This is a genomic window from Kitasatospora sp. NPDC002543, from assembly GCF_053594915.1.
This window is the reverse complement of record NZ_JBSFWR010000107.1, coordinates 15,087-29,514: the sequence shown is the minus strand read 5'-3', so window position 1 is coordinate 29,514 and position 14,428 is coordinate 15,087. Positions and strand designations below refer to the sequence as shown.

The 14,428-nt window shown below is 71.2% G+C and carries 11 protein-coding genes; 2 read left to right on the top strand and 9 right to left on the bottom strand.

The annotated features are described in order from the left end of the window. Positions 1-186 precede the first annotated feature (186 nt). The 5 genes from ACWD4P_RS31785 to ACWD4P_RS31765 form a co-directional block, all read right to left on the bottom strand. Positions 187-768, bottom strand: coding sequence for a CGNR zinc finger domain-containing protein (locus ACWD4P_RS31785; protein WP_359828399.1), 582 nt, complete (start codon positions 766-768; stop codon positions 187-189). A gap of 135 nt (positions 769-903) precedes the next feature. Next, the gene (locus ACWD4P_RS31780) at positions 904-1,707 is read right to left on the bottom strand and encodes an amino acid ABC transporter ATP-binding protein (protein WP_359828401.1); all 804 of its coding nucleotides are present in this window, start codon (positions 1,705-1,707) and stop codon (positions 904-906) included. Continuing rightward, positions 1,704-2,678 (bottom strand): amino acid ABC transporter permease, encoded by a 975-nt coding sequence (locus ACWD4P_RS31775; RefSeq protein WP_359828402.1) that lies wholly within the window; start codon positions 2,676-2,678, stop codon positions 1,704-1,706. The genes ACWD4P_RS31780 and ACWD4P_RS31775 overlap by 4 nt, the downstream gene beginning before the upstream one ends. A gap of 37 nt (positions 2,679-2,715) precedes the next feature. Continuing rightward, positions 2,716-3,639 (bottom strand): ABC transporter substrate-binding protein, encoded by a 924-nt coding sequence (locus tag ACWD4P_RS31770; protein WP_359828404.1) that lies wholly within the window; start codon positions 3,637-3,639, stop codon positions 2,716-2,718. A gap of 432 nt (positions 3,640-4,071) precedes the next feature. Next, positions 4,072-4,998 carry an ABC transporter substrate-binding protein gene (locus ACWD4P_RS31765; protein ID WP_359828406.1) on the bottom strand — a complete coding sequence of 309 codons (927 nt, stop codon included), beginning with the start codon at positions 4,996-4,998 and terminating at the stop codon, positions 4,072-4,074. A 587-nt stretch (positions 4,999-5,585) separates the two neighbouring features. Here ACWD4P_RS31765 and ACWD4P_RS31760 point away from each other — a divergent pair. Together ACWD4P_RS31760 and ACWD4P_RS31755 are read left to right on the top strand one after the other, a co-directional pair. Then, the gene (locus tag ACWD4P_RS31760) at positions 5,586-6,782 is read left to right on the top strand and encodes an NAD(P)-dependent malic enzyme (protein ID WP_359828407.1); all 1,197 of its coding nucleotides are present in this window, start codon (positions 5,586-5,588) and stop codon (positions 6,780-6,782) included. Between the two features lie 97 nt (positions 6,783-6,879). After that, the gene (locus ACWD4P_RS31755; RefSeq protein ID WP_359828409.1) at positions 6,880-7,842 is read left to right on the top strand and encodes a zinc-binding dehydrogenase; all 963 of its coding nucleotides are present in this window, start codon (positions 6,880-6,882) and stop codon (positions 7,840-7,842) included. Between the two features lie 114 nt (positions 7,843-7,956). Here ACWD4P_RS31755 and ACWD4P_RS31750 read toward each other — a convergent pair whose 3' ends face one another. From ACWD4P_RS31750 to ACWD4P_RS31735, 4 genes are all read right to left on the bottom strand, one after another. Further along, entirely contained in the window at positions 7,957-9,003 is a 1,047-nt protein-coding gene (locus ACWD4P_RS31750) for a PadR family transcriptional regulator (RefSeq protein WP_359828410.1), read from the bottom strand. A 1-nt stretch (position 9,004) separates the two neighbouring features. Next, complete coding sequence (locus ACWD4P_RS31745) at positions 9,005-9,913, bottom strand: DUF4097 family beta strand repeat-containing protein (RefSeq protein WP_449782026.1); 909 nt, start codon at positions 9,911-9,913, stop codon at positions 9,005-9,007. A gap of 209 nt (positions 9,914-10,122) precedes the next feature. Continuing rightward, complete coding sequence (locus tag ACWD4P_RS31740; protein WP_049649445.1) at positions 10,123-10,302, bottom strand: DUF6104 family protein; 180 nt, start codon at positions 10,300-10,302, stop codon at positions 10,123-10,125. A 294-nt stretch (positions 10,303-10,596) separates the two neighbouring features. Beyond that, positions 10,597-14,334, bottom strand: a complete 3,738-nt coding sequence (locus ACWD4P_RS31735; protein WP_449782025.1) for a multifunctional oxoglutarate decarboxylase/oxoglutarate dehydrogenase thiamine pyrophosphate-binding subunit/dihydrolipoyllysine-residue succinyltransferase subunit — start codon at positions 14,332-14,334, stop codon at positions 10,597-10,599. Positions 14,335-14,428 lie beyond the last annotated feature (94 nt).

Genomic DNA, 14,428 nt, shown 5'->3' with positions numbered 1-14,428 from the left:
CCCCTCAAACACGCCCAACACCGCAACTGGCCACCACCACACCCAGCAACACCCACCATCACGCCACACGCCACTACCTAAAGTCACCGGCATTGGGTCTAGGGCGTGTCTGACAATTGGCGTCGCACGCCCGGCGGGAATTGTCAGACACGCCCCAGGGCCGGTCTTCACAACGCGCGGCCGTGGCTAGGCCCGGCTCGCCGCCTCCGCCTCCTGGCGCTTGCGGGCCCGGTAGGCGGCGACGTTGGCGCGGGTGGCGCAGCGGTCCGAGCAGTAGCGGCGGGAGCGGTTGGTCGAGGTGTCCAGGTAGGCGTTGCGGCAGGGCGTGGCCTGGCAGATGCCGAGCCGGTCGGCGCCCAGTTCGGTGAGGTGGACGGCCAGGCCCATGCAGGCGACCGCGGTGAAGTGCGCGGTGGCGGTGGGGGAGTTGTCGGCCAGGTGCAGGTGCCAGCGCGGCCGCCCGGCGTCGTCCAGGTAGTCGTGTCCGGAGACCAGCGGGCTGACGGGGTACTCCATCAGCAGGCTGTTCAGGAGGTCGACGCCGCGGACCTCGTCCCCCTCGGCGGCGGCCTCGAAGACCCCGCGCAGCCGGGTCCGCACGGCCCGCAGCCGGGGCAGGTCGGACTCGTCGGCGAGGGCGGCGGCCCGCGAGGCCTCGGAGAACAGGCCGCGCACGGCCTCCACGGAGGTCAGCGTGTCGGTGCCGCGCTCGGGCTCCTCGGTGTTCACCAGCCGAACGGCGAGATCGGCGTAGGCGGCGAGCTCCACAGGGGTCCTTCCAGGATTCGGTAACGGGCTTCCTGCCTCCAGCCTATTACCCGTACCGGGCTCCGGCCTCTTCTCCCAGGCGGGAAGGGGTCGGCGCCCGGCAGGAAGGGCCTGCCGGGCGCCGGGAGCACAAGGTCAGAGCACCTTGGACAGGAAGGCCCTGGTGCGCTCGTGCTGGGGGTCGGTGAGCACCTCGCGGGGGTTGCCGGACTCGACCACCACACCGCCGTCCATGAACACCAGGGCGTCGCCGACCTCGCGGGCGAAGCCCATCTCGTGGGTGACGACCACCATGGTCATGCCCTCCTCGGCGAGGCCGCGCATGACGTCCAGGACGTCGCCGACGAGCTCCGGGTCGAGCGCGGAGGTGGGCTCGTCGAAGAGCATCAGCTTGGGCTTCATGGCCAGCGCGCGGGCGATCGCCACGCGCTGCTGCTGGCCGCCGGAGAGCTGCGAGGGGTAGTTCTTCGCCTTGTCGGCGAGGCCGACCCGCTCCAGCAGGGCCATTCCGCGCTCGCGGGCGTCGGCCCTGCTCTCGCCCTTGACCTGGACCGGCGCCTCCATGACGTTCTCGATCGCGGTCATGTGCGGGAACAGGTTGAAGCGCTGGAAGACCATGCCGATGTCGCGCCGCTTGAGGGCGACCTCGCGGTCCTTGAGCTCGTGCAGCCGGTCGCCCCGCTGCCGGTAGCCGACCAGTTCGCCGTCCACCCAGAGGCGGCCGCCGTTGATCTTCTCCAGGTGGTTGATGCAGCGCAGGAAGGTGGACTTGCCGGAGCCGGAGGGGCCGATCAGGCAGAACACCTCGCCCTGTCTGACCTCCAGGTCGATGCCCTTGAGCACCTCGACCGGGCCGTAGGACTTGTGCACGTTCTCGGCACGGACCATGGGCTCGGCGGCCGCGGCGGCCCCGGCGGGGGGCTTGGTCAGGTCGGTCATACGTGACCACCTCCCTCGAGTCCCGGGACGACGTCGGCGGTCGTCTTCGGAGCGGGCTTGCCGGCGAACAGGCCCCGCAGCCGTTGCAGCGGGGTGGGCGGCAGGGTGCGGTTGGAACCCCGGGCGTAGTGGCGCTCGATGTAGTACTGGCCGATGGTCAGCACGGAGGTGAAGAACAGGTACCAGAGGCTGACCACGATCAGCAGCGGGATGTTCTGGTAGTTCCGGGAGTAGATGACCTGGCCGGCCCGGAAGATCTCCTCCAGGGAGATCACGGAGACCAGCGAGGTGGTCTTCAGCATCGAGATGGTCTCGTTGCCGGTCGGCGGGATGATCACCCGCATGGCCTGCGGCAGGACGATCCGGCGCATGGTCTGGAACCGGCTCATGCCGAGCGCGTGCGCGGCCTCGGTCTGGCCCTCGTCCACCGACTGGATGCCGCCGCGGACGATCTCCGCCATGTAGGCGGCCTCGTTGAGTCCGAGGCCCAGCAGCGCGGCGACGAAGGTCGGGATCAGCACGTTGGTCTGCTCGGACCAGAACTCCGGCCCCCACGGGACGCCGACCGACAGCTTGGCCCAGATCAGGCCGAGGAAGTTCCAGAACACCAGCTGCACCAGCACCGGGGTGCCGCGGAAGATCCAGATGTAGACCCAGGCGACGCCGGCCAGCAGCGGGTTCGGGGACAGGCGCATCACCGCGAGGACGATGCCGCCGACCACGCCCATGAGCATGGCGAGAACGGTCAGCTCCAGCGTCACCAGCAGCCCGTGCATGATGCTGTCGTGGAACAGGTACTGACCGACGATGTCCCACTTGAAAGCGGGGTTGGTGAAGAGGGCGCTCACGAGCATCGCCGCGAGTACGGCGATGACGACGGCGCCGGCCCAGCGTCCGGGGTGGCGGACGGGGACGGCCTTGATGATCTCAGGCCGCCCCTTCTCCGCCGTCCCCTTGTCCAAAGAGTTCACGGTGTGGCCTCGGGGGAGAAGGTGAAGCGGGCGAGGGTCAGACGGCGCCGTTGACGACCGACTTGTCGATGGCGCCGGCCTCGACACCCCACTTGCTGAGGATCTGCTTGTAGGTGCCGTCGTCGATCAGCGACTGGACGGCGCCCTGGATGGCCGGGGTGAGCTTGGAGCCCTTGGACAGGGCCACACCGTAGGGGGCGACGCCGTAGGTCTCGCCGACCTTCTCCAGCTGGCCGCCGGACTGCTTCACCGCGTAGTCGACGACCTGGGAGTCGGCCATCAGGGCCTGGTCGCGGCCGGAGACGACGGCGTTGGTGACGTCCGTCTGGAGGTCGAACTTGTCGCCGCCGTTCTGGATGCCCGGCTTGCCGGCCTTGGCGCAGTCCGGGTCGCGGGTGTCCTTGATCTCGTCGGCCTGGGTGGTGCCGGTCTGGACGGCGACCTTCTTGCCGCAGAGGTCCTTCGGGTCGATCTTCTCCGGGTTGCCCTTCTTCACCGCGACGGCGCTGCCGGAGTTGAAGTAGGTGACCATGTCGACGATCTGCTCGCGCTCCTTGTTGTCCGTGAAGGACGACATGCCGAGCTGGAACTTGTTCGACTGGATGCCGGGGATGATCGCGGTGAAGCCGGAGTCCTGGACGTCGGCCTTCAGCCCGAGCTTGGCGGCGATGGCGTTGGCCAGGTCGACGTCCATGCCGATGACCTTGCCGCTGTCGTCCTTGAACTCGTCCGGCGCGTAGGAGGCGTCCGCGCCCACCACGAGCTTGCCGGCGGCCTTGACGTCGTCCGGGACGAGCGCGGCCAGCTTGGGGTCGGCCTTGACCTCGTTGACGGTCGCGGAGGCGTTGGGGGCGCCACTGCTCTCGCTCTTGCTGCTGCTGCAACCGGTCAGCACGAGGGAGACCGAGGCGGCGACCACACCGGCTGCGAGGAGCCGGCTGCGCTGGGTACGGGTGGTCATGAGGGGGATCTCCATCCTGGGGGAGAGAGGTCGGGCGGAGCGCGCCGCGGGAGCGGCGCACCGGAACGGCGAGCTGCGCGGCTCGGTACGGGTGCGTGTCGCCGTACGTCGTCGTACGTGCAGGCCGGGTCGTGCAGTTGCCCGGGCGCGGGGGGAGCCGCCCGGGGTTGTACGAGGTACTGCTTCCGCCACCCTCCGCCGAGGTGGACGTTGACCGGACTGTCTCGACCTGTGGCCGGCTCGATCCGAGATGGGGGGAATCCTGCCATCTGACGACAGTCAGGTGGCCCTCATCCAGATCAAAATCGGATAACGAGGGGTCGCGCTGTCCGCTATTCGGACTTATCCCGTACCACTGTCACTCTGCGCATAGGTATGCGGACCGGTCCGTACCGCATCGGGAGGCCCGCCCTCCGCCCGCCGTCCGCCCGCTCAGATGCCCCCGTTGACCACCGCGTTCTGCGCGGCACCGGCCGTGACGTTCCACTTGGCCAGGATCTTGTCGTACTCGCCGCTGCGGATCAGCTGGTCGATCGCCTTGGCCAGCACGTCGCGCAGCGCACCGTCCTCCTTGCGCAGCGCGATCCCGTACGGGTTGGAGGTGGACTGCCCGCCGGTCACCTCGAAGCGGCCGCCGCCGTCGGTGGTCTTCGCCGCGTAGGCGGCCACCGGGTAGTCGTTCAGTCCGGCCGCGGCGGCGCCGGAGGCGACCTCGGCCAGCGCCTTGGCGTCGGTGTCCAGCTTGTGGGGGGTCAGCGGCGGGCGGCCGGCCCGGGCGCAGACGGCCACCTGGCGGGTGACGATCTCGTCCTGGGTGGTGCCCTGCTGGAGCGCGACGGTCTTGCCGCACAGGTCGTCCAGGCCCTTGATCGCCTTCGGGTTGCCCTTCGGGACGATGATCGAGGTGCCGGCGATGAAGTAGTCCACGAAGTCCACGCCGGGCCCGGCCGGCTTGCCGTTCTCGTCCACGGCGTCGCGGCGCCGGCGGGTGTCGCTGAGCGCCGACATCACCAGGTCGTACTGCTTGCCCTGGAGGTTCGGCACCAGCTTGTCGAAGGGGGTGTCGACGAACTCGACCCGCACGTCGAGGATCCGGCCGAGGGCGGCCGCGAGGTCGGGGTCGAGCCCGGTCGGGGCGCCGTCCGGGCCCTTGAACTCCACCGGGGCGTAGTTGACGTCCATTCCGATCCGCAGTACCCCGGCCGCCCGCCGCTCCTTCGGCAGCTTGCCGCGCAGGTCCTTGACCGGATCCTCCGCGGCGGCCTTCCCGCCGCCGCAGCCGGTCAGCAGCAGGGCTCCGGCGACGGCCAGGGCGGTGGCGGCCGGGATCTGACGACGGGCGGGGCGGACGTGAGGCATGAGGGCGGCTCCTGTGGGAGGGACGAGCGGCCGCCACGGCGTGTCGCGAGGGTGTACGCGAAATGGCGGACAAGCGATCCTGCCATCCCGGCCTGCCGGGCCCGGCGGCGGGTGTGTCAGAATTCGTTACCGGGTGACCCCCGAACGCTCGAACCAGACCGACGAGCCCCGACAGGCTCGGGGTGCCCGGGAACGGAAGTCCTCACGCGGCTCCGTATCCGGGGCGCCGACTCCCCTTCGGCTCTGCGTTCACTCCTGCGGGTGCGCGTGCGCTCATGCCGTTGCCGCCGCCGGAGCCCGGCGCTTCCGACGCCGGGCCCCTGTGATGCGACAGCGCGGCGTGAACCGTACGTGACGAGGACGAAAAGGCATAGGTGCGATGCCTCCGTCCGACCTACGCTCGGCCTGGAAGCACAACGCGGACAACACAAGACCCCATAACACCCTCATCCGAGGGCGCCGCCCGACGGCAGCGCCCCGACCCTGGCCCCCGGGTTCGCTTCGGCGTACCCGGTTTCCGGTTTCCGGCCGGGTCGTCCTGTCCGTCGGCCGCGCGTCCTCGCCAGATCAATGACGAAGAGGTCATCGTGGCAGCGGAGATCATTCACAGCAGCACCCAGGACACCGACGATCCGGTCGACGCGGTCTTCGCGCTCCACCGCGGCGGCAAGATGGAGATCCGGGCGACCGTCCCGGTGCGCGACGCGGACGACCTGTCCCTCGCCTACACCCCCGGTGTCGCCAAGGTCTGCACGGCCATCGCCGAGCAGCCCGAACTGGTCAACGACTACACCTGGAAGTCCAACACCGTCGCGGTGGTCACCGACGGCACCGCCGTGCTGGGCCTCGGGGACATCGGCCCGCAGGCCTCGCTGCCGGTGATGGAGGGCAAGGCCATCCTGTTCAAGCAGTTCGGCGGCGTGGACGCGGTGCCGATCGCGCTCGCCTGCACCGGGGTCGACGAGATCGTCGAGACCGTCGTCCGGCTCGCGCCCTCCTTCGGCGGCGTCAACCTGGAGGACATCTCCGCGCCCCGCTGCTTCGAGATCGAGCGCCGGCTCCAGGAGGCCCTGGACATCCCGGTCTTCCACGACGACCAGCACGGCACCGCGATCGTCACCACCGCCGCCCTGTGGAACGCCGCCAAGGTGACCGGCCGGGAGATCGGATCGCTGCGGGCCGTCATCTCCGGCGCCGGCGCGGCCGGCATCGCCATCGCCAAGATGCTGGTCGCGGCCGGCATCGGCGACGTGGCCGTCTGCGACCGCAAGGGCGTGGTGTACGAGGGCCGCGGCGACCTCACCGACGTCAAGGCCGAGATCGCCCAGCGGACCAACCGCACCGGGGTCAAGGGCACGCTGGCCGACGCGCTGGCCGGCGCCGACGTGTTCATCGGCGTCTCCGGCGGCACCGTGCCGGAGGAGGTCGTCGCGACCATGGCCGAGGGCGCGTTCGTCTTCGCGATGGCCAACCCCACCCCGGAGATCCACCCCGAGGTCGCGCACAAGTACGCCGCCGTGGTCGCCACCGGCCGCAGCGACTTCCCGAACCAGATCAACAACGTGCTGGCCTTCCCGGGCATCTTCGCGGGCGCCCTCCAGGTCCGCGCCTCCCGGATCACCGAGGGCATGAAGCTGGCCGCCGCCAAGGCGCTGGCCGGCGTCGTGGCCGACGAGCTGACGCCGCAGAAGGTCATCCCCTCGCCGTTCGACGAGCGGGTCGCGCCGGCGGTCACCAAGGCCGTCGCCGAGGCCGCCCGGGCCGAGGGCGTGGCGCGGATCTGACGATCCGACCGGATTCGCCGAACGGCCCGGGGCCGGGACACGCGTCACACCTTCGCGTGGTTCCCGGCCCCGGCCGTCCCGGCTATCGTCCGGTGGCATGTTCGCTGCCTACGCCGCACGTACCGACGCCGCCGACCCGCTGAGCGGGCTGGAGCTGGGCGACCTCCCCGAGCCGCAGGCCCGCCCCGGGTGGAGCGTGGTCACGGTCCGGGCCGCCAGCCTCAACCACCACGACCTGTGGTCGCTGCGCGGGGTCGGCCTGCCCGCCGAGCGGCTGCCGATGATCCTCGGCTGCGACGCCGCGGGCGTCGACGAGCACGGCAACGAGGTGGTCCTGCACTCGGTGATCGGCCAGAGCGGCCACGGGGTCGGCCCGGACGAGCCGCGGTCCATCCTGACCGAGCGCTACCAGGGCACCTTCGCCCGGAAGGTCGCGGTGCCCACCTGGAACCTGCTGCCCAAGCCCGCCGGGCTGAGCTTCGAGCAGGCCGCCTGCCTGCCCACCGCCTGGCTGACGGCCTACCGGATGCTGTTCACCAACGCCGGGGTCAGGCCCGGCGACACCGTCCTGGTGCAGGGGGCGGGCGGCGGGGTGGCGACCGCGCTGATCGTCCTCGGCAAGGCGGCCGGCCTGCGGGTCTGGGTCACCGGACGGACCGAGGCCAAGCGCGCCCGGGCGGTGGAGCTCGGCGCCGACGCGGCCTTCGAGAGCGGCGCCCGGCTGCCCGAGCGGGTGGACGCGGTCATGGAGACGGTCGGTGCCGCGACCTGGTCGCACTCGGTGAAGTCGCTGCGCCCGGGCGGCACCATCGTCATCTCCGGGGCGACCTCCGGCCCCAGCCCGGCCTCCGCCGAGCTCAACCGGATCTTCTTCCTGGAGCTCAAGGTGGTCGGCTCGACCATGGGCACCAAGGAGGAGCTGGCCGGGCTGCTCGCCTTCTGCGCCAACACCGGCGTCCGGCCGGTGATCGACTCGGTGCTGCCGCTGGCCGAGGCCCGGGACGGCTTCGCCAGGCTCGCCGGGGGCGACGTCTTCGGGAAGATCGTCCTCACCCCCTGACGCCCGGCCCGACCGGGTCGCCCCGCCCGACCCGCCCGACCCGCCCGACCGCACGTGCGGCGGCCCGGCGCCTCCCGAACGGGACACCGGGCCGTCGCCCTCCGGACCGCCGGCTCAGTCGGTCCGGCCGAGCAGCCGCTTCAGCCGTTCGCCCGCGGTGCCCAGCACCGCACGGGCCTCGGCCAGCTCGTCCGCGCCCACCCCGCCGTCCCGGGCCGCGTCGCGGACCTGGTCGCGGAAGCGGTCGAGCAGCCGCTCCAGCTCGCGGGACGGGTCCCCGGCCGGGTCGGTGCGGGTCCACGCCGGCAGGTCGGCCGGCGCGTCGCCGGGCCGGTCCTCGTCCAGGTCGATCCGGGTCACGGTGACCCGCTCGGCGGGCCCGGCCGGAGGCTCTTCCGAGCCGTGGCCCCAGCGGGCCGCGTCGGCCAGCCCGGCGAGGCCCTTGGTCAGCTCGGACAGGCCCTCGGCCAGCCCGGTCGGCCAGTCGCCCTTCGCCGCGTGCTCGCGCACCTGCTGCTCGACCCGGCGCTTGATCCGCAGCGCCTCCTGCTGGGCGGCGGTGCGCGAGGCCTTGGCCTGCTCGCGCAGCCGGCGGGCCTCCTCCTCGGCCGCCTTCGCCTTGGCCTTGGCGGCCTTCTCCTGCTCCCGGGCGCGCTTGGCCTGGTCCTTGGCCTGCTGCTTGAACTGGGCGAACTCCTCCTTGGCGCGCTGCCAGGACTCGTTGTCGCCCCAGGGCCCGGCCCACGGGTCGCCGCCCTCGGCGCGCTCCGGCCGCGGCGCCTGCTTGGCGGCGTTCCACAGCTCCTCGCGCAGGTCCTTGGCGCTGTCCCGGACGTCCTCGCGGATCGCCCCGGCGAGCTGCGCCACGGAGTCGAGGATCTCCACTTCGAGCTCGTCCAACTCACCCTGCCGGGCTTCGAGTTCGGCGCGTCCTGCGTCGGTCAGCCGGTACACCTTGCGGCCGCCCTCGGTGCTGTGGGTGACCAGCCCCTCCTGCTCCAGCTTGGCCAGCCGCGGGTAGACCGTCCCGGCCGAGGGGGCGTACAGGCCCTGGAAGCGCTCCTCCAGCAGCCGGATCACCTCGTAGCCGTGCCGCGGGGCCTCGTCCAGCAGCTTCAACAGGTAGAGGCGGAGCCGGCCGTGGCCGAACACGGGAGTCATCTCAGGCCTCCTTGCTGAGGTTCGGGGTGCCCGGGCCGGCCGGCAGCTCCTTGACCACCACGGGGCCGTCCTCCTCCGCGTCGGGACGGCGCAGCACGGTGACCCCGCCGGAGACGGTGGTGACGTTGAGGCTGCCGCGGCCCTCGCCGAGCCGGCCCGAGATCTTCTTGGCGCCCCAGGTGCTGCTCATCTGGAGCTCCTCGAAGGTGCTGGAGACGTCGCCGCTGGTGGAGCCGGCCTCGACGGTGGTGTCGGCCAGCGAGGGGATCCGGACCACGACCGCGCCGCTGACGGTGTTCACCTTGACGTCGGTCTCGCCGGCCACGTCGAGGTCCAGGGTGACGGCGCCGGTGACGGTGTTGGCCTGGATCCGGTCGGCGGTGCCGGCGATCACGGTGAGCTGCCCGGAGACGGTGTTGACCTTGAGCCGGCCGCCGACCGCCTGGGCGTCCACGTCGCCGGAGACGGTGCCGGCCTCGATGCGGCCGGTCACCCCGGCGAGGGTGGTGTCGCCGTTGGCGCTCTGCACCGAGACGTGCCCGCTGACGCCGCTGACGGTGGCGTCGGCCGACACGGTGCCGACCCTGACCTCGACCTCGACCGGGACGGTCACGGTGACGGCGGCGATCCGCTTGCGCTTGAAGGTGCCGAAGAAGTTCTTCACCGAGCCGACCGACTTGATCCAGTCGCCGAACTCGCCCCAGCTGTTGATGTCCTTGTAGGTGACCGTCAGGACGCCGTCCACCAGGGTCACGTGCAGGGGCTCGCCGACCAGTTCGGTGACCTCCAGGCGGGCCGGGCCCTCGGCCGCGACCACGTTCACCGTGCCGTCGATGGTCCGCACGTGCAGCGCGCGCACCGTCTCGTCGAAGGTGATCCTCTCGGTGCCCTCGACCGTCCACTGGCTCATTTCTGCCGCCTCCCGTTGGCGATCGCGATGTATCGCGTTCTCTTTTAAAGACGATATATCGCGTACTGGCAGAGTCAAGCGCGCCTGCCCCCGATCCCGACCCCGATCCGTCCCCGAGACCGCCCCTACGGGCGGTCGGCCCGGCCCCGGACACGCGCGAGGCCCGGGAGGCGGTTGCCTCCCGGGCCTCGCGGCGGGCCGTCACCGGGTCACTCGTCGTCCTCGTCGTCGAGCCGCGCCAGCCAGGTGGCCAGCCGCTCGACCGGGACCTCGAAGTCCGGGTTGAGGTCGACGAACGTGCGCAGCTGCTCGGCCAGCCACCCCAGGGTGACCTCCTCCTCGCCGCGCCGGTTCTCCAGTTCCTCGATGCCTCGGTCGGTGAAGTACACGGTTCGCTCCGGTCAGACGGGGATTGACCTGGTCAGGATAGTGCGGTCAGGCGGCCCGCCAGGTGCCGACGGTGACCTTGGCGGCCCCGGAGGCCGGGTCCGCCTGCTCGATCACGCGCCCGGGGCCGACGAACGGCGAGGCATGACCTACCGACCCGCCAGGAGCTCGCGCACGGCGGTTCCGCTTTGGTCGCGGAGCCGCAACCGGGGCCGGGGCACGAACGGCCCGCGGCCCCGCCCTCCCGGTGGGGAGGACGGGGCCGCGGGCGTCGTGGAGCGCGGGGCTTCGGCGCGTCAGAGCGCGAAGACCTCCTCGACCAGCGCCTGCTGCTCGGCGGCGTGCCGCTTGGCCGAGCCGACCGCCGGGGACGAGGCCGCCGTGCGGGCGACGCGGCGCAGACGGGCGTCGCCGCCGGTGCGGCCGATGACGACCTGCAGGTGGTCGACCAGGTTCATCGCGATGAACGGCCAGGCACCCTGGTTGGCCGGCTCCTCCTGCGCCCAGACGAACTGGACGTTCTCGCCGTAGCGGGCCAGCTCCTCCTGGAGCTCGGCCACCGGCAGCGGGTAGAGCCGCTCGACCCGGACGATCGCGGTGTCGGTGACGCCGCGCTCGGTGCGGGCCGCCGCCAGGTCGTAGTAGAACTTGCCGGAGGTGATGACCACCTTGCGGACCTGCGCCGGGTCGACGGTGGTGTCGCCGATGACCGGGCGGAACGAGCCGGACAGGAACTCCTCGGTCGCACTCGCCGCGGCCTTCAGACGCAGCATCGACTTCGGGGTGAAGACGACCAGCGGCTTGTGGTGCGGGTTGTGCGCCTGCCAGCGCAGCAGGTGGAAGTAGTTCGACGGCAGGGTCGGCATCGCGACCGTCATGTTGTTCTGCGCGCACAGCTGGAGGAAGCGCTCCGGGCGGGCGGACGAGTGGTCCGGGCCCTGGCCCTCGTAGCCGTGCGGCAGCAGCAGGGTGACGCCGGAGTGCTGGCCCCACTTCTGCTCGGCGGAGGCGATGTACTCGTCCACCATGGTCTGCGCGCCGTTGACGAAGTCGCCGAACTGCGCCTCCCACATGACCAGCGAGTTCGGGCGGGTCAGCGAGTAGCCGTACTCGAAGCCCATGGCCGCGTACTCCGACAGCAGGCTGTCGTAGACGGTGTAGCGGGCCTGGTCCTCGGTGAGGTACTGCAGCGGGGTGTAGTCCTCGCCGGTCTTGCGGTCGATCAGGACGGCGTGCCGCTGGCCGAAGGTGCCGCGGCGGCTGTCCTGGCCGGCCAGGCGGACCGGGTGGCCCTCCATGAGCAGCGAGCCGATGGCGAGGGTCTCGCCCATCGCCCAGTCGATGGTGTTGTCCTCGACCGAGGCGGCGCGGCGCTGCAGCTGCGGCAGCAGGCGCGGGTGGACGGTCAGCCAGTCCGGGAAGTTGACCTGGGAGGCGGCGATCCGCTTGACCATCTCCTGGGAGATGCCGGTCTGGATGGAGACCGGGAAGTCGGCGACCGGCTTGCCGGCGGTGGCGTCGGCCGGAGCCTGGGCCGCCTCGCGGACCTCGGCGAAGACCTTCTCCAGCTGGCCCTGGAAGTCCTGGAGCGCCTGCTCCGCCTCTTCCATGGTGATGTCGCCGCGACCGATCAGGCCCTCGGTGTACAGCTTGCGCACCGAGCGCTTCTTGTCGATCAGGTCGTACATCAGCGGCTGGGTGAACGACGGGTTGTCGGCCTCGTTGTGACCGCGGCGGCGGTAGCAGATGAGGTCGATCACGACGTCCTTGTGGAACGCCTGGCGGAACTCGAAGGCGAGCCGCGCGACGCGGACCACGGCCTCCGGGTCGTCGCCGTTCACGTGGAAGATCGGGGCCTCGATCATCCGGGCCACGTCGGTGCAGTACATCGAGGAGCGGCTGCTGGCCGGGGCGGCGGTGAAGCCGACCTGGTTGTTCACCACGACGTGCACGGTGCCGCCGGTGCGGTAGCCGCGCAGCTGCGACATGTTCAGGGTCTCCGCGACGACGCCCTGGCCGGCGAAGGCCGCGTCGCCGTGGACCTGGATCGGCAGCACCGGGAAGGTCGTGCCGCCCTGGTCCAGGATGTCCTGCTTGGCGCGGGCGATGCCCTCGACGACCGGGTCGACCGTCTCCAGGTGGGAGGGGTTCGCGGCGAGCGACACCTTGATGGTCTCGCCGTCCAGGCCGGTGAAGGTGCCCTCGGAGCCCAGGTGGTACTTGACGTCGCCGGAGCCGTGCATGGACTTCGGGTCGAGGTTGCCCTCGAACTCGCCGAAGATCTTGCCGTACGGCTTGCCGACGATGTTGGCCAGCACGTTCAGGCGGCCGCGGTGGGCCATGCCGATGACGGCCTCGTCGAGGCGGTGCTCGGCGGCGGCGTCGATGGTGGCGTCCAGCAGCGGGATGAGCGACTCGCCGCCCTCCAGCGAGAAGCGCTTCTGCCCGACGTACTTGGTCTGCAGGAAGGTCTCGAAGGCCTCGGCCGAGTTCAGGCGGCGGAGGATCCGCAGCTGCTCCTCGCGCTCCGGCTTGGTGTACGGCTTCTCCAGGCGCTCCTGCAGCCACTTGCGCTGCTTCGGGTCCTGGATGTGCATGTACTCGACGCCGACGGTGCGGCAGTACGTGTTGCGCAGCAGGCCGAGGATGTCGCGGAGCTTCATCATCTTCTGGCCGCCGAAGCCGCCGACCGCGAACTCGCGCTCCAGGTCCCACAGGGTGAGGCCGTGGGTGGTGACGTCCAGGTCGGGGTGCTTGCGCTGCTTGTACTCCAGCGGGTCGGTGTCGGCCATCAGGTGGCCGCGGACCCGGTAGGAGTGGATCAGCTCCATGACGCGCGCGGTCTTGTTGACCTCGTCGTCGTGGGTGGTGGCGACGTCGGTGGCCCAGCGGACCGGCTCGTACGGGATCCGCAGCGACTCGAAGATCTCGTCGTAGAAGCCGTTCTCGCCGAGCAGCAGGCGGTGGATCTCGCGCAGGAACTCGCCGGACGCCGCGCCCTGGATGACGCGGTGGTCGTAGGTCGAGGTCAGCGTCATGATCTTGGAGACGCCCAGGCGGGACAGGGTCTCCGGGGCGGAGCCCTGGAACTCGGCCGGGTACTCCATGGCGCCGACGCCGACGATGGTGCCCTGGTTCTGCATCAGGCGCGGCACGGAGTGCACGGTGCCGATGCCGCCGGGGTTGGTCAGCGAGACAGTGACGCCGGTGAAGTCGTCCATGGTCAGCTTGTTGGCGCGGGCCCGGCGGACGATGTCCTCGTAGGCCTGCCAGAAGCCGAAGAAGTCGAGCGTCTCGGCCTTCTTGATGGCCGCGACGACCAGCTGGCGGTCGCCGTTCGGCTTGACCAGGTCGATGGCCAGGCCGAGGTTGACGTGCTCCGGCTTGACCAGGAAGGCCTTGCCGTTCTCCACCTTGTAGCTGTAGTTCATGCCCGGGGCGGCCTTGATGGCCTGGACCAGGGCGTAGCCGATCAGGTGGGTGAAGGAGACCTTGCCGCCACGGGCGCGCTGCAGGTGGTTGTTGATGACGATGCGGTTGTCGATCAACAGCTTCGCCGGCACGGCGCGGACCGAGGTCGCGGTCGGCACCTCCAGCGAGGCGTCCATGTTGGTGGCGACGGCCTTCGCCGGGCCGCGCAGCTGGATCAGCTCGGGGCCGGCGGCGGCGGGCTCGGCCGGCGCCGGGGCGGCGGCCTTGGGGGCCGGAGGCGCGGCGGGCGCGGCGGCGAGCGGAGCCGGAGCGGCGGCCGGGGCCGGGGCCGGAGCGGCGGCGGGCGCGGCCGGCGCGGCAGCGGCGGCGGGCGCGGGGGCAGCGGCAGGGGTCGGCGTGGGGCCGGCCTGGGTCGCGGCCTGGGTCACTGGGGTCACCTCGGTACCGGGCTTGTAGTCGGCGAAAAAGTCCCACCAGGCTCGGTCGACCGAGTTCGGGTCCTGGAGGTACTGCTGGTAGATCTCGTCGACGAGCCACTCATTGGGGCCGAAGCCAGTGGAACTTGCCGAGCTGTTGGGGGTTTCAGGGGACTGTGGCGACACGGCGGCAACCGCCCTCTTCCGCTTCCTTTTGGGATGTTTGGACAGCGGGGATTAAGGCTACGCCCCTGACCAGTGATCGCGCAGTCCCCGGGGC